The organism is Streptococcus humanilactis (genome assembly GCF_019448275.1).
In the GTDB taxonomy this organism is placed as follows: domain Bacteria; phylum Bacillota; class Bacilli; order Lactobacillales; family Streptococcaceae; genus Streptococcus; species Streptococcus humanilactis.
In genome coordinates this window covers 12,406-31,291 of the sequence record NZ_JAHXBZ010000001.1, presented here as the reverse complement: position 1 = coordinate 31,291, position 18,886 = coordinate 12,406, and the positions used below count along the sequence as shown (strand labels likewise).

Genomic DNA, 18,886 nt, shown 5'->3' with positions numbered 1-18,886 from the left:
AACGATAGGCTTTCACCCCCTTTCCATGACATAGCAGCAGCTTTTCAAATACAGCTTCTTACTTGCTTTCACCTAAAATACGGACTTCTCTCTCAAGAGTAACGCCAGAGTGTTCCTTGACTTTTTCGATAACAGACTCAATCAAGTCTTCGTAGTCTTTGGCCGTTCCATCTGCGACATTGATCATAAATCCTGCATGCTTTTCTGACACTTCTACGCCACCGATACGATAGCCTTTCAAGCCAGCTTCTGAAATTAATTGACCTGCAAAATGCCCTACTGGACGCTTAAAGACCGAACCACAAGATGGATATTCCAAAGGTTGCTTGAGTTCGCGTAGGTGCGTCAAACGGTCCATTTCCTGCTTGATAATCTGATGGGTTCCTGGAGAAAGGGCAAATTTAGCTGACAAGACAACTGCACCAGACTCCTGAATGGCTGAATGACGGTAACCAAAAGCCAAGTCTTTAGCAGACAGGGTCTCGATTTCTCCATCCTTGGTCAAGACCTTACAAGACTGCAAGATGTGGGCGATCTCGCCACCATAGGCACCCGCATTCATAAAGACAGCACCACCAACACTTCCAGGAATGCCACAAGCAAACTCAAAACCAGTCAAACTATGACGAAGGGCAATGCGAGTTGTTTCAATCAAGTTGGCACCAGCTTCTGCTTCAATAGTATAGCCATCAACAGAAACATTATTAAGCTTGTCACACAAGATGACAAATCCACGAATCCCACCATCACGAACAATGATGTTACTAGCATTTCCAAGAACCATCCAAGGAATATTTTCTTGGTTGGCAAATTTAACAACGCGCGCCAACTCAAAACGATTTCGTGGAAAGACCAAATAATCGGCCTCTCCACCTACTTTTGTATAACTATAGCTATGCAAGGGTTCTTTAAAACGGATATCAATTCCTTCTAAGATTTCAAGCATTTTTTCTCTTACAGACATGTCACTCTTCCTTTTACAAAATTCATTCCATTATACCATTTTTAAGACCATTTGACGACCCTAAAAAAATCTTGGGCTTATTTTAAACAAAAAAGAGGTTTCCCCCTTTTCTTATAATTTTTTGCAAAAGATAGCCTTTGTTCCATAGGCAACCAGAACAAATTCAAGTGCTAGGACAACTTCAACCAAGACAGGATTTGTCAGCCAGCCAACTTGGGCAAGAGATGGAGCTAGGTCAAAGAAAGCATGTAGGCCATAGGCTGCTAGGAGATAAATCCATTTCTTCTGGCAAACAGCTTGGTAAACCCAAACTGTCAAAAGTAATTGGAAACCTAGCGCCAAGATTCTCTCAAAACCAAGCAAATAAATCTGCCAGACTGATAGAGACTGAATAGTTTTCAACATATTTTCAGACAGCAATTTCATAACCTGTGGATCCTGAGTTTGAACTGCCGAAAGCACGAAGTAGAGATTAAGCAAACTAGTAAGACCTAGGAAAATCAACTCCAAACCACCATGCCCCAATCCATAAGCCAAGGCATCTGCCTTTTCCAAACTTCTCTTTTTCTCCAACCATTTGAAGAAAACAAGACGAGCTGTTTCCTCAAAAAATGCTGCCATGGCTAGGCCATAGATGATATAGACAAGCGGATGTTCTTGCAAGAGGGTAATACTACCGTCTTTTTGAGGATGCAAAACCAAGATATGCACCAGTTTTTCCAAAATCTGTGAAGAGACAAAGAAGGCTACAGCTCCCAAGCCCAAAACAGCTAGATTAATCTGGTATTTCTTTTTGGCATACCAAATGCTCCCTATCAAGAAAGCCAGCAACAGCACCATGGTAATGATAATATGAATGGTCATTTTCTTCTCCTATTCTGCCTTTTCAATATCTTTTTTCATCTCGTCAACATTGAACTTAGCAAACAAGTATTGACGGTCTTGGACTGGGAAACGTTGATCCAATTGGTCAACCGCTCCCACCTCGATAATCCCTTCCTTAATGACAAAGTCCATGACATGACCACCGAAGGTCAAATCATCTGAGATGAAGTGCAGATGGTAGCCTGCCACACTAACCCCATGGAAAATCTCTGGCGTCCAGAAACCAACAATGGTTCCTGCTACATTGTCACGACTATATTCAGGTTGGTGGGTTGCGACATCAGCAAACTTGGTATCTGGTGTCGACTTGGGAATCATGCGCACATGCATATGCGAAAATTCCCCCCGAATCTTGATAGAGCGGAAAAGATTTTCCCCGTCATAATAAGACTCAATTCGTTCTTCCAATTCCTTGTCTGTCATCTCAAACCGCTGGCGGAAAATGACCTCTGCCTGATGTGGTACTACTGCAGCGTAAGGAATAAGGGCATCTGGTGACACTTCTACAATTTCCGGTTGTTCTCCTGAGCCTTTGGCCTGATAGGCCTTGCCATCTAGGACAATCAATTCCCCATCAATAGAATCCAAGGTTCCCAAACCAAGGTCACCATGCTCCAGCAATTCTCCTACTGTCATGGTACCACCATAAAGGCCTGCCATCAAGGCTCCAAGGGTATTGTATTGAAATAATTTCACTGGTTCCTGCACGTTCTTATCCATTCACTTTCTTGTCTGTTATTCTATAAATGTTACTCCTAAGTATACCACATTTAGCTTTATATGTGAACGAGAGAAACACCCTAGACATTGCCAAGAAAGAAAAAAAAGGTACAATGTAACAAAATCAAGGGAGGTCTGGAATGAAGAAACAAAGCAAGTACCAAGAGGTTGTTTCCTATCTAAAAAACGGTATCGAGTCTGGACGCTTTTCGACGGGGAGTCTGAGATTTTGACAGAAACAAAACTTGAACTAGCACAACAACCCCTAAGGAACACACTTCCCTAGGGGTCGCATTTTATTTAACTAAATCATTATTTATTTTTTGTTCCTAGTAAACATAAATATTGTATTAATAATTGCAAAAATAAATGCAAACAAAAGGATTTTCCAAAGGATAAATTTTTGTAACACTAAATACGCATATACAAATCCAATCAAAAAGCTAATAATCCCATCCTTTATTAAAAAGTTTTTATCACGCATTATTCCATACCTCACTGAACTACCCAAATAGCCAATTGAGCAGCAATGATATAAATATTTGTTTTAAGTCCATTAGCTTTAACAAATCTTAGTACCACTTTAGCTAATTCTGACCAAGCCTTTTTCTACGCATACCTAACAGTTAGCGAAACATTGGTCATAGCAAAAAATTCTTCTCGTATTTTTCTCGCTATACATCCTCCCATCTCATCCCAAGGGACTCTGTCATAGAGATTATTAATATTAGTTTCTAATTCATTTTCCGCAAGAGCAATATCTTTTTGAGAAAAGTTTTTATAAACATATTCAGTAAAAATTTTTTCATTAACTCCATTTCTAAACATTTGTTCAAGAACATTGGCTACATCATCGATTTGTTTTTGTTCTTAGGTACTAATTTCAGAAACTTCCGTGGTAGTTACATCATCAGCAAATATTCTAACAGAAGCTATAGAAGGAGACATAATAGAAAATAGTGATAATACAACAGGTGCTGAAGTTACAATTTTTTTAAATCTCATAAAAAACACTCCTTTCAAGTCACAAACATATATTACTGATAAAATAACTTGACTTTCTGATTTAAACTCCTTTCTAACAAGTTATTAGTATACTTTTATTTTTCAATTCTGTTATACCACAACAAGAAAGCGATTTCAAGATTTTTCCTAAAAACAAGTACAAGTAATAAGGGAAAATTAGCATGAAAACTTTTTAAAACAAATCAACCCCAGATAAAAAATACACATTTTGTTTTAAAGAGAAAAAGGTTCCGAAAAACTGTCACATCTGCATTTGGTTGCTCTTTGATTTCAAAAAAGTATTAAAGATGGGAGTATACCACATTTAGCTTTATATGTGAACGAGAGAAACACCCTAGACATTGCCAAGAAAAAAAAAAAAAGGTACAATGTAATAAAATCAAGGGAGGTCTGGAATGAAGAAACAAAGCAAGTACCAAGAGGTTGTTTCCTATCTAAAAAAAGGTATAGAGTCTGGACGCTTTTCGACGGGAAGTCGCCTGCCTTCTATCCGTCAACTGAGCCTTGACTTTCACTGTAGCAAGGACACTGTCCAACGAGCCCTGCTGGAATTACGGCACGAACAATACCTCTATGCCAAGCCCCAGAGTGGCTACTATGTCCTAGAACAAGGGCAACACCAGGATCTAGAAATCGAAGTCACTGACGAACATGCCAGTGCCTATGACGATTTCCGACTCTGTGTCAATGAAACCTTGATTGGCCGAGAAAACTACCTCTTTAACTACTATGACAACCAAGAAGGTTTAGAAGACCTAAGACAATCCATTCATAAACTTCTATTTGACCAAGCTCTCTACTGCAAGGCAGACCAGTTGGTATTGACTTCTGGGACCCAACAAGCCTTGTTTATTCTCTCTCAAATATCCTTTCCTAGTCAAGCCAAGGAAATCTTGGTGGAACAGCCGACCTACCATCGGATGAATCGCCTCTTGATTGCTCAGAGCTTAGACTATCAAACGATTGAACGAGGCATTGATGGGATTGACTTGGAGGAGCTGGAAGGTCACTTCAAAACAGGAAAAATTAAGTTTTTCTACACCATTCCTCGTTTTCACTATCCTCTGGGGCATTCCTATTCTGAGCAGGACAAACGAGCCATTCTTGACTTAGCAGCTAAGTATGGTGTTTATATCGTCGAAGACGATTATCTGGGGGATTTGGACTCCAAGAAGGGCCAGACCTTCCACTATCTGGATACAGAGGAGCGTGTCATTTACATCAAGTCCTTCTCAACCAGCCTCTTTCCAGCCCTGCGGATTACGGCACTCATTCTGCCAAATGCTATCAAAGAAGCATTTGTGGCCTACAAAAATATCCTTGACTACGACAGCAACCTCATCATGCAAAAGGCCCTGTCACTCTATATTGACAGTCAACTGTTTGAGAAAAATCGGCTAGCTCGCTTGGCCAATCAGGAAACTTACCAAAAACAACTCGAGGAAAGACTAGCTAACACTCCTTGTCACCTCCCTCACTTTCCCCTACACGATGGTTTATTGCTAGACCTCAGACAGTATCCTAAAATCGCCAGTCTCAAACACAGTCAACTGGGCTTGGACTTCTTTGAAGAGGCCTATTTAAGCACCTGTCCTTATCAATTTGCCAAGGTGTCCTTAGATAATCTGGAAAATGTTTTAGACTATTTAAAAGCAGAATTGGACTGACTTCCAACTCTGCTTTTTTCTTATACTCTTCGAAAATCTCTTCAAACCACGTCAGCGTCGCCTTACCGTAGATATATGTAACTGACTTCGTCAGTCTTATCTACAACCTCAAAGCAGTGCTTTGAGCAACCTGCGGCTAGCTTCCTAGTTTGCTCTTTGATTTTCATTGAGTATTATTCTTCAACTTCTGTTAAGGTTGCCGCTTTTTCAAGATAGCTTTGGTAGGTACCGTCATCCTTGAGTTTTTGGATGACCTTGTCCACCACTTCTTTCAGATCAGCACTATTTTTTCTAAGGGCAACTGCACTGGCTTCGCCGTCCTTCATCTTCAAGCTGACAGTTGCGACATCTAGGTCTGCATTTTTAGCAGCATAGCTAAGGGCAACAGGCTCATCCATATGAACAGCATCTACTTTTCCAGCCTGCAATTCATTGACTGCTTCCCCCATATTGGTTAGGGAAATCAGCTGAGCTTTTGGCAATTGTTCCTTGACCATAGCTTCTGGAACAGTCCCTTTTTGGGCTGCAATATTAGCACTTTCTAAGCTAGTTAAATCCTTGTATTTTTCTACATCAGCCTTACGAACCAAGAAACTAATCTTGTTTTCATAGTAAGGGATTGAAAAATCAAAGACTTCTTTTCTCTCGTCAGTAGCACTAATTCCTGCGACAGCTAGGTCAGCCTTACCAGTTTGAAGGCTGGTCAAAACATTGTCAAAACTCATGCTTGAAATTTCCAACTTCACCCCAAGTTCATCAGCTATAGCCTGAGCCATGTCAATATCCGCACCGACTACCTGATTTTTCCCGTCAACTAAGGATTGGAATTCAAAAGGTGCATAGTCAGGACTAGTCGCCACAACTAATTTCCCCTTTTGCTTAATGGCTTCAACAGCTGACTGAGAACCATTCGAACCTGACTGGCAAGCTACTAAGAAGAAACTTGCAAGAAAACTACATAAAATAAATATCCATTTTTTTGATTTCATAAATAAACAACCTCTCTGTTAATTTTGTATAATTATAACGCTATTCAAGTTACTTGTCAAGTATTTTTTGAATTTTTATCTTAAAAATATTTTTTTCATTCAAGAAAAGGAGCTATCAGTTGATTTCAAGCTCCTTTTTATACAGGATGAACCTGTTTTATAGTTCGACAATCTTACCTGTTTCAAAGTAAACAACCCATTCACAGATATTTTTGGCATAGTCTCCAATACGTTCCAAGAAGGCAATCACTTGGAAGTAATCACGACCTGTAACGATGGCATCTGGATTTTTCTTGATTTCTTCTGTAGCCAAGTCACGAATGCTATCAAAGTAATGGTTGATTTTTTCGTCCATAGTTGCTACTTCATAGGCCTGGTCTACTGAACCATTCAGATAGAGTTCAAGGGCTGCTTCAACGAAATTCTTGACATCGCGCCCCATTCTCTTGATTTCTTCTTCAACAGCTGGGATGCGTTGCTCACCCTTCATACGAATTGTCGCTTTGGCAATGGAAACGGCATGGTCACCCATACGTTCCAAGTCAGATACAGCCTTCAATACTGTCAAAACAGTACGCAAGTCCTGAGAAACGGGTTGTTGGAGGGCAATCATTTCAAATGATTTCTTCTCCAATTTCACTTCGTATTCGTTTACTTCTGCATCGTCTTCGATGACTTCCTTGGCCAAATCACGGTCATGCGTCACAAAGGCACGCACTGTCCGATTGATTTGGGATAGCACTTCTTGTCCCATAGCATAGAACTGGTTGTGCAATTTCTCTAAATCTTCCTCAAATTGAGAACGTAACATCATTTATCTCCTTATCCAAATTTTCCTGAAATATAATCTTCTGTTTCCTTGTGTTGTGGGTTGAGGAACATCTTCTTGGTATCGTTAAACTCGATCAAATCTCCATCTAGGAAAAATCCTGTCTTGTCAGAGATACGAGAGGCTTGTTGCATGGAACGCGTAACCAAGAGCATGGTGTATTTATCTTTTAGACCATACAAAGTTTCCTCAATCTTACCAGCAGAGATAGGGTCCAAGGCTGAAGTCGGTTCATCCAAGAGAATGATTTTAGGACTGGTTGCCAAGACACGGGCAACACAGACACGTTGCTGTTGTCCACCTGAAAGCCCGATAGCTGAATCATGCAGGCGATCCTTGACCTCATCCCAGATAGAAGCTCGTTGCAAGGCTTTTTCTACCGCTTCATCCAGAACCTGCTTATCCTTCACTCCATTGATACGAAGCCCGTAAACAACGTTTTCGTAGATAGACATAGGGAAAGGGTTCGGTTGTTGGAAAACCATACCGATTTCCTTACGCAATTCAACTGTATCTGTACGTGGGCTGTAGATGTTGTGGCCGTTGTAAACCACTGAGCCAGTTGTGGTTACCTCTGGATTGAGATCCCCCATGCGGTTGATAGCCTTGAGGAGGGTTGATTTCCCTGATCCAGATGGACCGATCAAGGCTGTGATTTCCTTAGGTTGGAAAGATAGGGAAACACTATTCAAGGCCTTCTTTTGATTGTAGTAAACGGACAGGTCTGATACCTGTAAAATCGCTTCTGTCATACTGTTTCCTTTCTATCCAAAGTGTCCTGTTACGTAGTCATTGGTTGACTGTAATTTTGCATTTTGGAAAATATTAGAGGTCTTATCGTACTCAATCAAGTCACCCAAGTAGAAAAATCCTGTGTAATCACTAGCACGCGCAGCCTGCTGCATACTGTGGGTCACGATGATGATGGTAAAGTCCTTCTTCAATTCCAGCATGGTTTCTTCAAGTTGAGCAGTCGCAATCGGATCCAAAGCTGACGCCGGCTCATCCATCAAGAGAATATCTGGTTTAACAGAGATAGCACGAGCGATACAGAGGCGTTGCTGCTGACCACCTGATAGGGTCAAGGCCGACTTGTGCAAATCGTCTTTGACCTGATCCCAAAGGGCAGCTTGACGGAGAGAAGTTTCCACAATTTCATCCAAGACTTGCTTGTCCTTAACACCTGCACGTTCATGGGCAAAAGTGATGTTGCGGTAGATAGACTTGGCAAAGGGATTTGGTCGTTGGAAGACCATTCCAATGTGCTTACGCATCTCATAGACATTGATTTCTGGACGGTTGACGTCAATCCCTTGGTAGAGGATTTGACCTGTTACCTTGGCAATATCAATGGTATCATTCATACGGTTGAGACTGCGGAGGTAGGTTGATTTTCCTGATCCAGATGGGCCAATTAAGGCAGTAATCTTATTTTTTTCAAATTGCATATCGATGCCCTTGATGGATTCTTTTTTACCGTAGTAAACATGTAAATCCTTAGTAGAGAGGGCCACTTTCTCTTCAGAAAAGGTGATGATATGCTTTTCATCCCAATTATATTTTGACATGGCTTCTCCTTTAGGCAGCGGTTAATTTCTTATGTAGGTAGCTTCCAAGTTTGCGGGCTCCAAAGTTAAATATGAGGATAAAGATGAGGAGCACGGCTGCAGAACCTGCTGATACGATGGTTCCATCTGGAATGGTTCCTTCGCTATTGACCTTCCAGATGTGGACAGCCAAGGTTTCAGCTTGACGGAAGATAGAGATTGGGCTAGTCACACTGAGAATATTCCAGTTAGACCAGTCTAGGGCTGGAGCGGATTGACCTGCTGTATAGATAAGAGCTGCTGCCTCACCAAAAATACGACCAGAGGCCAAGACGACCCCAGTCACAATACCTGGAAGGGCTTCTGGAATGACCACATGGACCACAGTCTCCCAACGAGAAATCCCAAGGGCCAGACCAGCCTCACGTTGCGTATGGTGAACGTGTTTCAAGCTGTCCTCAACATTTCGAGTCATCTGAGGCAAGTTAAAGACTGTCAAGGCCAAGGCACCTGAGATGATTGAAAATCCATACTCAAACTGAACTACAAAGATCAAGTAACCAAAGAGACCTACAACCACTGATGGCAGTGATGACAAGATTTCAATACAGGTTCTGACAAAGTTTGTCACAGGACCTTTTTTAGCATATTCAGCTAGGAAAATCCCAGCTCCCATAGACAAGGGCACAGAGATAATCAAGGTAATAACCAAAAGGAAGAAGGAATTATAGAGCTGAATTCCAATCCCTCCGCCTGCTTGGTAAGAAGATGATTTGCCAGTCAAGAAAGACCAAGAGATGTGGGGCAAACCACGAACCAAGATATAAAGAATCAAGGATGCCAAGATGGCAACGATAATTCCTGCAATTGAGTAGAGGACAGCTGTTGCAATTTTATCTAATTTCTTAGCGTGCATAGTTTTTCTTTCCTCTTTCTTTCGTAATCAATTTAATCACACTGTTGAAGGCCAAACTCATCAAAAGCAAGACTAAGGCCAGTGACCAAAGTACGTTATTATCAACTGTCCCCATAACGGTATTTCCGATACCCATGGTCAACACAGAGGTCAAGGTCGCAGCAGGTGTTGTCAATGAAGTTGGGACAACGGCTGAGTTTCCGACCACCATCTGAATGGCTAGAGCTTCACCAAAGGCACGCGCCATCCCAAAGACTACTGCAGTGAAAATCCCTGAACGCGCCGCCTTCAAAGTCACTCGCCAGATGGTTTGCCAGCGAGTGGCTCCCATAGCCAAACTAGCTTCGCGGTAGTGACGAGGCACCGCACGCAAGCTATCCGTTGTCATAAAGGTTACCGTCGGTAAAATCATGACAAAGAGAACGAAGATCCCTGACAAAATCCCAAAACCAGTTCCACCAAAGACACTGCGTACAAAAGGAACCACGACCTGCAAACCGATAAATCCATAGACGACTGAAGGAATCCCAACTAGCAATTCAATGGCTGGTTGCAAGATTCTAGCACCTTTTGGTGAGACTTCGGTCATAAAGACAGCTGCTCCAATGGCAAAAGGAGTTGCGATAAGAGCTGAAAGGATTGTGACAATAAAGGAACCCAAAATCATAGGAAGGGCACCAAATTGTTTACCTGAAGGATTCCAAGTTTGTCCAAAGAGGAAATCAAAGATATTGACCCCATTGACAAAGAAGGTCGACAAACCTTTTTGGGCTACGAAAATCAAAATCATGGCCACAATGATGACAATCAAAGACAGACAGGCAAAGGTCAAGCCTTTTCCTAATTTCTCTAGACGAGAGTTCTTTGAGGGAGAAAGTAATTTTTTAGCTAATTCTTCTTGATTCATTATTGACTCCCTTCTAGTGCTGTCACCGTTCCTACAGCATCTTTTTCAACCTTCATTTCCTTGACAGAAATATAGCCCATCCCCTTAACGATTCCGCTTTGCGCTTCATCGGAGAGGACAAAGTTGAGAAACTCTGCCACCAATTCATTTGGTTGACCTAGGGTGTACATGTGTTCATAAGACCACAAAGGCCAGTTATTGCTTGTAACATTTTCTGCAATCGGCTCATAGCCATTCAACTTCATGCGTTTCACCGAGTCATCCACATAGGCAAAAGCTAGGTAAGAAATGGCTCCTGGTGTCTGGGAAACAATGTTTTTGACCATCCCGTTTGAGTCTTGTTCTTGACTCTGCACGGCAGATTGACCATCCATGATAACACTATCAAAAGTTGCACGCGAACCTGAACTTGCCGCGCGGTTAATAATAGAAATGGCTAGATCTTTCCCACCGACTTCTTTCCAGTTGGTCACTTGACCTGTGAAGATGCTACGGAGTTGTTCAGTTGTCAGATTTTCAACATCAACTTCCTTATTTACAATGACTGCCAAGCCCGCTACAGCAACCTTGTGGTCCACTAGAGCGGATGCGTTGATACCGTCTTTTTCCTCGGCAAATACGTCTGAATTTCCTACATCAACGGCTCCAGATTGAACCTGAGACAGACCTGTACCAGATCCTCCACCTTGGACGTTGACTGTTTTTCCAACGTGCAGAGAGCCGAATTCATCTGCTGCTGCTTCGACCAAGGGCTGAAGAGCCGTTGAGCCAACAGCTGTCATGGATTCTCCACGATCAATCCAGCTAGCACATCCCGCCAAAGAACCTGCTAGCAAGAGAGCCACAAGGGATAGAGCGAGTTTTTTCCTTTTTTTCACTGTTTTTCTCCTTGAAAATAATGGTAAATGCTGTGAATTTTTTCAACTATTTATTTATGTTTTTCTTTTGAAAATTGGGAGCCAACTGAAGTTGCTAGCTTGGTTTTACTAGTAATTTGCTCAGTTACCTTCTCTACCAATTTTGACTTAAAATGAAAGACAATTTGAAAAAAATCCATACTTCCACTATAACATAGACAAGCTACTTTGACTAGCATTTTCACTTGAATCTGAGTCCTTTTGGAAAATAATTTTTCAAAACATTTCCCGTCACCTTAGCAAAGCCCAAACCATTTCCTTGAACCAAAACTTGGTACCAACCATTTGGCAGACTTTCTGCCAGCTGAACAGTTTCTCCAGCAACATACTTTACAAATTCCTCTTGGTCAATTTCAAGCGACTGCTTGACCTGACTCGGTTTCAAGGCTAGACCAAGAGCAAAACTAGGCTCAAAGCGTTTCTTCTTAAAGGTCCCTAGATGCAGTCCATTCCGAGCAATCTTGAGTTTTCCTAAATCTGGCAAAAGTTCTGGCAGGAGATAGAGTTGGTCTCCAAAAGTCTGCAAGATACCCGGTAGATTAACCTTCAGGTGGTTTTGGGTAAATTCCTGCCACAAGGCAACTTGTTCTCGGCTGAGGTTACTCTTACTTGCCTTAAATTTAGGAGCTGGATTTTCTCCTTTAAATTGTAAATGGGCGACAAACTGCCCCTCTCCCTTAAACTGATGAGGGTACATCCGAGCCGTTTCTGGCAGGTCAATACCAGCTACCATTCCATTGATATGCTCTACTGGTAACAAATCAAAATCATACTCTTCTAGCAACCATTTGACAATCTCTTCGTTTTCCTCAGGTGCCCAGGTACAGGTTGAATAAACCAGACGACCACCTTCAGCTAGCATAGTCACTACATCTGCTAGAATTTCTCTTTGCAAGCTAGCACATTGACTTGGATAATCTAAGCTCCAATAGTCCATAGCATCTGGTTGCTTACGAAACATCCCTTCACCAGAGCAAGGAGCATCAAGGACAATGAGGTCAAAATAGCCTTTAAAAACCTTGGCCAAGCGGTCAGCAGATTCATTGGTCACCACAACATTTGTCGCTCCAAATCGCTCCATGTTTTCTACTAAAATCTTAGCCCGTTTGCTTGAAATTTCATTGGAAACGAGAAGACCCTCCCCTGCTAGATAGGCTGCCAGCTGCGTTGATTTTCCACCCGGTGCAGCAGCCAAATCCAAGACTTTCATACCAGGACTGGGCTGGGCTACCTGAGCCACCATCTGAGCAGCGGGTTCTTGCGAATAAACTAAACCTGTAGCATGCTCAGGAGATTTTCCTGAAACCTTACCATAGTGGCCCCAAGGAGTTTGAGGAATGGCATCAGGAAAGGAAATTGATGTTTCTTTTAAAGGATTGACCCGAAAAGCCGAAACCGCTTCCTCCTCAAAAGAGGCAAGAAAATCTCTTGCCTCATCTCCTAGTATCTCTTCATATTTTTCAACAAATCCTTCTGGAAATTGCATTTAAGTTCTTTTCCTTTCGTAAATATAGGACTGAATTTCCTCCTGCATCTCAAGAGGGACCATCATGACCGGCTGTCTGGTTTGAAAATCAAGCGGTTGACCAGAAAGGGTCACAACCTGATAGCCCAGACTTTCCCCTAAAATACTAGCCGCAGCATAATCCCATGGTTGCAGATAGGTGACATAGGTCAACAAACGCCCTGACAAAATCTTGGCAAAACTAATGGCCGCACTCCCATAGACACGAACACCGAGTACAGCCCGACTCAAATCAGCCAGCCCCCATTCATTGGTTTCCAACATACCACTATTCCCTGCAATGAGAAAATCTCCAAGTGGTTTTGCTTTAAAGGGAGCTAGAGGCCTATCGTTTCGACAAACTGGAAAGGATCCACCACCGTGATAACAATCCCCCTTGACCACATCATAGATCAGGCCAAACTGTCCCTGACCATTTTCAAAATAAGCCATCATAACAGCAAAATCTTCCCGCTGGGCGACAAAGTTATTGGTCCCATCAATGGGATCAATGACCCAAACCCTGCCCTCTTGAACCGAGGCTCGCAGACAACCTTCTTCAGCACAAATCTTATCCTCAGGATAACGAGACAAAATCTCACCAACCAAGAACTCCTGAACTTCCTTGTCCAGTCTGGTCACCAAATCTGTTGGAGAGGACTTGGTCTCAACGCACAAGTCTTCCTGCATATGGTCAAGGATGTACTGGCCTGCTTTCTTAATTAGCTCTTTGGCAAATTCAAATTTACTTTCCAAGAGAAATCTTTCCTTCCCCTTTTTCCTTGGCAGCCTGAACTGCTCGGTAAAGCGAATAGCCACTAACTGTTTCAAATTCTCGTCCCAAACGTTTCTCTTCACTCTTGCTTGGCACAACCGCCTTGAATCCCTTATAGGAGTCCAGTAACTTTTTAGCCTCTACCTTGCCTTCATAGGCAGCTTCAACATCATTAAAAAAAGAAAGCACTGAAGCAAGTTCTTCAGTGCTCCACGACAAATCTAGTGGGTAACTATACTGTTTGTTCATTAACTAATACCAGCTCTCATTCTTGCTTCTTTTAGTTCTTGCTTACGGTAACTACGAGGGAGAAAAGCACGAATCTCATCTTCATTAAAACCGATCTGCATACGTTTGGCATCAATAATAATGGGACGACGCAAAAGACTAGGATACTGCTCAATCAAATGAAGCAATTCCGATACTGAAATACTTTCTACATCAATATCTAATTTTTGAAAAATTTTTGAACGAGTTGAAATGATGTCATCAGTACCATTTTCGGTCAAGGAAAGGATGTGTTGCAATTCTTTTCTTGTTAAGGGACTGGTCATAATATTGTGTTCCTCAAAGGGCACCTTATGTTTTTCTAGCCAGGCCTTTGCCTTACGACATGAAGTACAGCTCGGTGATAGAAATAGTGTAATCATGCTTTTCTCTTCTTATCTATACTTTGCTACTTCTATTATACAAAAAAATAAAGCGCTTGACTAGAGATTTTTAGAAAAAAAGCCTATTTTTTCAAGAAAAATAGACTGTTTGCGAACGATTAATACATTTCTGAATTAGTTAATTCACTCTTAACGATAGTTTCGAATCACACACCTAATTTATACATGTGAAATAAGAACATCTTTCGTTTCACTTCCTACGACTTTTTAGATAAAGATAGCCAAAGAAGCTTTCATAGAGGGCAAAAAAGAGGAGGAAGGCATGGAGGAAAAAGGTCTCTGGCAAAATCAGTATGACAGGATCCTTGGCTGGATCAAAAAGCCAGGTATCATCTCCCACAAAGAGAATTTGATGGAACATAGTAAAGAATTGGTCAAAACCAATCAACACTCCCCCTAGCCCAATCAGTAAAGGCAAAACCACTAGAGCCAAAAGCCCTTTACTAAATAGAGACAAGAAGCCCTTTTTTACAATCCCTTTGACAAAGACGTAAAAACTTGGCAGTGTCACTAGAGCAACTAGCTGCACCAAGTGAAAGAGATTCTTCACCACCGCAAAGTGATGTAGCCCAGCTGTTGACGAACGAAAATCAGGCATCTGCAAGACCTGACTAAATGGATTGGTCAGATAATTCATCAAGATATGAAAGTTGTATTGAATGGTTTCTGGTTTTAAATAGACCCTATCCATTAAGTTCAGCCACGGAATCTCCAGCGGATAGAAAATCCAAGCCAGATAAATGGTCAGAAGGATTGAGAGGGAGAGGAGAAAGAGCATAGAGCTCCAAAAGGTCAGTTTAGTTTTCATCAAAATCCCACTCCGCAAGACTAGAAACCACATGAGTCGGTGCGATTGGTAGGTCTGCTACTTCTTCTGCCTTGGTAAAACCTGTCGTCACCAAGAGCGTTGGAATGCCATTGTCAATCCCTGCTCGGATATCTGTCAGATAGTTGTCCCCAACCATAATCAACTCTTCACGTTCCAAGCCTAAGTGCTCAACCGCCTTGTCCATAATGATGGCATTTGGTTTCCCAATATAAACAGGCTTCACTCGTGTTGCCACTTCAAGCAGCGTAATCAGTGAACCAGCACCAGGCAAAAGACCGCGTTCTGTCGGGATGTTGAGGTCAGGGTTGGTTCCGATAAAGTGAGCACCCTTTTGAATCGCAAGAGTTGCTGTCGCAAATTTTTCATAGTCAACTTGCCAATCCAGGCCCACTACCACATAGGCTGGATTATCCTTGTCTTCCACATAACCAGCCGCCTTGATGGCTTCCTTGAGGCCTGATTCTCCGATGACATAGACCGTCTTTTCAAGCCCCAAGTCGTTCATATAGTCGATAGTCGCCAAAGTAGCTGTGTAGACAGTCGATAGAGGCGTATCAATATTAAAATTCTGAGCCAACATCTCCTGAACACTCTCTGGAGTGCGGGTTGTATTGTTGGTCACAAAGAGATAGGGAATATCCCGCTTTTGTAATTCATGGACAAAAGCTTCTCCTGCCGGGATTCGGTCTTTCCCCTTATAAATGGTTCCGTCTAAATCAATTAAATAGCCTTTATATTTCATCTATCTCTCCCTAATCCTTTTTTATTTCTTGCCAAGTGATGATTGCTTGGGCATTAGTAGAACCGTCGCTTGTAATCTCATGCTCGCTTTCCAGTCCAGTCCGTTCAACAGCCGATGTGATCACCCCACCTGGTCGAACTTCCTTGACATACTTGAGATTGATTTTCTTGGGAATATATTGGGTCAAAAAGTCCGCTCCCATGACCTCAAAAATCCAGTCTAGATACTTACTGTTATTAACATGACCATTCATATCTAAATCGTAAAAACGGACATGGTAATCCTTGCTGATTGGCTCTTCCAAAGGCTCATACTTTGGCCCACGGATAAGCTTTTTATCAAAATCAGACTGGTACGGAGCCACAATCTCAGGTTCGACAGCATGGACTTTTCGACTGTCGCGGTCCATGAGAACAAAGGTCGCCATCATGTGGATGAGTTCCTGACCTGCTTCATCATAAATGGTAAAGCGACGGTAGCAAAAGAGCCGATTGTAGCTCAGAGCTTCCGTTTCAATAGTGATTTCTTCCGCAAAACGAGGCAAACAAACCACCTCAATATCATAGTCTGTGATAATCCAGACCAGATTATAGTCTTCCAAAATAGTCTTATCACTAACTCCCAACTCAATAGACTGCATCCCTGAAACTTGTAGGGACAATAAAATCACATCTGGCAGCTTGATATGACCGTTCATATCAGCCATATCAAAAGGAATTTTCATTTTCATTTGATAAGTTAAGCCCATCATCCTACTCCAAAATAAATCGTTCTGCTACAGTGTCTCCCAAAAAGAGACCTCTTTTTGTCATGCGCACGCGATCACCGTCTATTTGCATGAGACCTTGTTCAACCAAATCTCTGACGATTTCTCCATAAAGTCCATCGAAAGACCGTCCAAATTTTTCCTCAAATCGCACCATGGAGACTCCTGATTTCTTGCGGAGGCCCAAGAACATTTCTTCTTCCATTTGCTCTTTTTGACTCAAGTGCTCCTCTGTGATACGAGTATTGCCTTCCTCAACCGCACTGAGATAATGACGAATGGGACCATGGTTTTTATAGCGAACACCATTGACATAGCCAGACGCCCCAGCACCGATGCCATAGTATTCAGCATTGTCCCAGTACATGAGATTGTGACGACTTTCAAAACCGGGTTTGGAGAAATTGGAAATCTCATAATGCTCAAAACCAGCTCTCTCCAACTCTGCGATGATATACTCAAACATCTCAGCTTCCAGCTCCTCCTTAGGCAGAGGCAATTTCCCTCGTCGCATCCGATTCATAAAGACCGTATGATTTTCCAAAATCAAGCTATACAAACTCATATGGGGAATATCCAGTCCAATGGCCTTAGCCACATTTTCCTTGACCTGCTCCATGGTCTGACCAGGTAGCGCATAAATCAAATCAATGGAGATATTGTCAAAACCAGCCAGTTTCAGACGGTCGATATTTTCATAAATATCCTTCTCCAAATGACTGCGCCCAATCTTTTTCAGCATCTTGTCATCAAAGGTCTGCACGCCTAGCGAAACACGATTGACAGCTGAGTTCTTCAAAACAGCAATCTTATCCACGTCCAAGTCGCCTGGATTGGCCTCAATGGTCAACTCCTCTAAGACAGACAAGTCCAAGTTTTTAGTCAAGCCTTCCAGTAATACCTCCAGTTGCGGAGCTGATAAGGCTGTCGGTGTCCCACCACCGATGTAAAGGGTTCGTAACTTTTGAATGTCATAAGAACGAAACTCTTCCAGCAGATGCTCCAAATAGCTATCTACCGGCTGATTCTTGATAAAAACTTTTGAAAAGTCACAATAATAACAAATCTGGGTACAAAATGGGATGTGCACATAGGCTGACGTTGGTTTTTTCTGCATAGTACTTATTATACCACAAAAGCGAACAATACTTAGAATTCCCTTTAACAAAATCCTAGCATTGTTCGCTTTCTTTATCTAAACATTCTTTGTATTTTATGACTAACACGATTCCCAGAACCAATCTAGTTTGTCTTTACAATACAAAAGAATGAATGTTTAATTGACTAAATTTTTAGTCTTCTTTTTTCTTGCGAGCTACAAGTCCAAATCCACTCAATAGTCCAAGAAGTCCTAGAGATGCAAGAGCAGCATTTGATTCTGTTCCTGTATTTGGCAATACATTTTGAGAATCATTTGACTTAGCTCCATTATCAACAGTAGTCTGAGGATCTACCTGATCTGCATTCGGAGTAACTGCATTTGGAGTTGGAGTAGCTGGTGCTGGTGTATCTTGACCAGAACCTCCATTAGTGTCAGGTTTGACTGGCGTATCAGGTGTCACTGGTGCAACTGGATTTGTATCTGTTGGTGTTGCTGGTGTTACCTTAGCTGGAGTTTCTACTGGAACTTCTACAGCTGGTTTACCTGGTTCTGTAATCTTAGCTGTTCCTGGTACTTTACCGTCTGGTAATTCGCTGTTTGGTACTTTACCTTTACCGTCTTCACCGATTGTGACTGTGATTGGCTTGCCATCTTTACCTGGGATTTCTACCGTAGTTCCTGGTGGGTATGTTGAGCCATCTGGTTTCTTAGGTGTTACTGTAACGTCACCTGTCTTAGGATCTTGATCCAACTCTATTGTTGGTGTCTTACGAGCTGGTGTTGTTACATCCACTGGTTGTGATGGTTTCTTATTCGGTTCTGTGACTGTTCCTTTTCCTGGCAAGTCTCCTTTTGGAAGCTTGTCATTTGGTACTTCACCTGAACCATTGTCACCAATTGTTACTGTGATTGTTGTTCCATTTTCTCCTGGAATTTCTACCCTGCTACCTGATGGGTAAGTTGTTCCATCTGGTTTCTTAGGCGTTACAATCGCATTTCCATTTGGTTGTTGAGTAATTTCAATCTTACCAGGTTTTTCAGTTACTGGTGTTTCTGGTGTAAATTTAGCTGGAGTTGTTACATTAGGAACTTTAACAGCTGATTTACCTGGTTCTGTAATCTTACCTGTA

Annotated in this window: 22 protein-coding genes; 1 reads left to right on the top strand and 21 read right to left on the bottom strand. The window is 42.0% G+C overall.

The window, feature by feature from the left end:
- Positions 1-58: 58 nt before the first annotated feature.
- From murB to KV696_RS09930, 5 genes are all read right to left on the bottom strand, one after another.
- Positions 59-964, bottom strand: a complete 906-nt coding sequence (gene murB, locus KV696_RS00135) for a UDP-N-acetylmuramate dehydrogenase (RefSeq protein WP_219966514.1) — start codon at positions 962-964, stop codon at positions 59-61.
- Positions 965-1,075: 111 nt separating this feature from the next.
- Positions 1,076-1,828, bottom strand: coding sequence for a YhfC family intramembrane metalloprotease (locus KV696_RS00130; RefSeq protein ID WP_219966513.1), 753 nt, complete (start codon positions 1,826-1,828; stop codon positions 1,076-1,078).
- A 9-nt stretch (positions 1,829-1,837) separates the two neighbouring features.
- The gene (budA, locus tag KV696_RS00125) at positions 1,838-2,569 is read right to left on the bottom strand and encodes an acetolactate decarboxylase (protein ID WP_000360311.1); all 732 of its coding nucleotides are present in this window, start codon (positions 2,567-2,569) and stop codon (positions 1,838-1,840) included.
- A gap of 609 nt (positions 2,570-3,178) precedes the next feature.
- Positions 3,179-3,397 (bottom strand): hypothetical protein, encoded by a 219-nt coding sequence (locus KV696_RS00120; RefSeq protein ID WP_258318530.1) that lies wholly within the window; start codon positions 3,395-3,397, stop codon positions 3,179-3,181.
- A 42-nt stretch (positions 3,398-3,439) separates the two neighbouring features.
- Positions 3,440-3,574 carry a hypothetical protein gene (locus KV696_RS09930; protein WP_258318529.1) on the bottom strand — a complete coding sequence of 45 codons (135 nt, stop codon included), beginning with the start codon at positions 3,572-3,574 and terminating at the stop codon, positions 3,440-3,442.
- Between the two features lie 416 nt (positions 3,575-3,990).
- On the opposite strand from KV696_RS09930, the gene KV696_RS00115 reads away from it, so the two are divergent.
- Positions 3,991-5,262: an aminotransferase-like domain-containing protein gene (locus KV696_RS00115; protein WP_219966512.1), complete on the top strand. Its 1,272-nt coding sequence runs from the start codon at positions 3,991-3,993 to the stop codon at positions 5,260-5,262.
- A gap of 173 nt (positions 5,263-5,435) precedes the next feature.
- On the opposite strand, the gene KV696_RS00110 is transcribed toward KV696_RS00115, so the two are convergent.
- From KV696_RS00110 to KV696_RS00035, 16 genes are all read right to left on the bottom strand, one after another.
- Positions 5,436-6,251, bottom strand: a complete 816-nt coding sequence (locus KV696_RS00110; protein WP_219966511.1) for an ABC transporter substrate-binding protein — start codon at positions 6,249-6,251, stop codon at positions 5,436-5,438.
- 157 nt (positions 6,252-6,408) lie between these two features.
- Positions 6,409-7,062, bottom strand: coding sequence for a phosphate signaling complex protein PhoU (gene phoU / locus KV696_RS00105; protein ID WP_176139548.1), 654 nt, complete (start codon positions 7,060-7,062; stop codon positions 6,409-6,411).
- An 11-nt stretch (positions 7,063-7,073) separates the two neighbouring features.
- A complete protein-coding gene (gene pstB / locus KV696_RS00100) occupies positions 7,074-7,832 on the bottom strand; it encodes a phosphate ABC transporter ATP-binding protein PstB (RefSeq protein ID WP_000133484.1) in 759 nt (252 codons plus the stop codon).
- A 12-nt stretch (positions 7,833-7,844) separates the two neighbouring features.
- Positions 7,845-8,648, bottom strand: a complete 804-nt coding sequence (pstB, locus tag KV696_RS00095) for a phosphate ABC transporter ATP-binding protein PstB (RefSeq protein ID WP_219966510.1) — start codon at positions 8,646-8,648, stop codon at positions 7,845-7,847.
- Between the two features lie 10 nt (positions 8,649-8,658).
- On the bottom strand, positions 8,659-9,543 hold the full coding sequence (gene pstA / locus KV696_RS00090; protein ID WP_000543046.1) for a phosphate ABC transporter permease PstA: 885 nt from the start codon (positions 9,541-9,543) through the stop codon (positions 8,659-8,661).
- Positions 9,533-10,450 (bottom strand): phosphate ABC transporter permease subunit PstC, encoded by a 918-nt coding sequence (pstC, locus tag KV696_RS00085; protein ID WP_001070903.1) that lies wholly within the window; start codon positions 10,448-10,450, stop codon positions 9,533-9,535. The genes pstA and pstC overlap by 11 nt, the downstream gene beginning before the upstream one ends.
- Positions 10,450-11,328: a phosphate ABC transporter substrate-binding protein PstS gene (locus KV696_RS00080; protein WP_219966509.1), complete on the bottom strand. Its 879-nt coding sequence runs from the start codon at positions 11,326-11,328 to the stop codon at positions 10,450-10,452. Before KV696_RS00080 ends, pstC begins: the two co-directional genes overlap by 1 nt.
- A gap of 220 nt (positions 11,329-11,548) precedes the next feature.
- Positions 11,549-12,853, bottom strand: a complete 1,305-nt coding sequence (locus tag KV696_RS00075; RefSeq protein WP_219966508.1) for an RsmF rRNA methyltransferase first C-terminal domain-containing protein — start codon at positions 12,851-12,853, stop codon at positions 11,549-11,551.
- Positions 12,854-13,627, bottom strand: a complete 774-nt coding sequence (locus KV696_RS00070; protein ID WP_219966507.1) for an inositol monophosphatase family protein — start codon at positions 13,625-13,627, stop codon at positions 12,854-12,856.
- The gene (locus KV696_RS00065) at positions 13,617-13,895 is read right to left on the bottom strand and encodes a UPF0223 family protein (protein WP_001041974.1); all 279 of its coding nucleotides are present in this window, start codon (positions 13,893-13,895) and stop codon (positions 13,617-13,619) included. Before KV696_RS00065 ends, KV696_RS00070 begins: the two co-directional genes overlap by 11 nt.
- Complete coding sequence (locus KV696_RS00060; RefSeq protein WP_000631254.1) at positions 13,895-14,296, bottom strand: Spx/MgsR family RNA polymerase-binding regulatory protein; 402 nt, start codon at positions 14,294-14,296, stop codon at positions 13,895-13,897. The genes KV696_RS00065 and KV696_RS00060 overlap by 1 nt, the downstream gene beginning before the upstream one ends.
- 211 nt (positions 14,297-14,507) lie before the next feature.
- Positions 14,508-15,125 carry a TIGR01906 family membrane protein gene (locus tag KV696_RS00055; RefSeq protein ID WP_219966506.1) on the bottom strand — a complete coding sequence of 206 codons (618 nt, stop codon included), beginning with the start codon at positions 15,123-15,125 and terminating at the stop codon, positions 14,508-14,510.
- Positions 15,115-15,888, bottom strand: coding sequence for a TIGR01457 family HAD-type hydrolase (locus KV696_RS00050; protein ID WP_020903169.1), 774 nt, complete (start codon positions 15,886-15,888; stop codon positions 15,115-15,117). The genes KV696_RS00055 and KV696_RS00050 overlap by 11 nt, the downstream gene beginning before the upstream one ends.
- 10 nt (positions 15,889-15,898) lie before the next feature.
- The gene (locus KV696_RS00045) at positions 15,899-16,636 is read right to left on the bottom strand and encodes an acyl-[acyl-carrier-protein] thioesterase (protein WP_219966941.1); all 738 of its coding nucleotides are present in this window, start codon (positions 16,634-16,636) and stop codon (positions 15,899-15,901) included.
- Positions 16,637-16,640: 4 nt separating this feature from the next.
- Positions 16,641-17,771 carry a radical SAM family heme chaperone HemW gene (hemW, locus tag KV696_RS00040; protein ID WP_219966505.1) on the bottom strand — a complete coding sequence of 377 codons (1,131 nt, stop codon included), beginning with the start codon at positions 17,769-17,771 and terminating at the stop codon, positions 16,641-16,643.
- Between the two features lie 175 nt (positions 17,772-17,946).
- Positions 17,947-18,886 (bottom strand): LPXTG cell wall anchor domain-containing protein (locus KV696_RS00035; protein ID WP_219966504.1); only part of this gene is annotated, 940 nt, incomplete at its 5' end.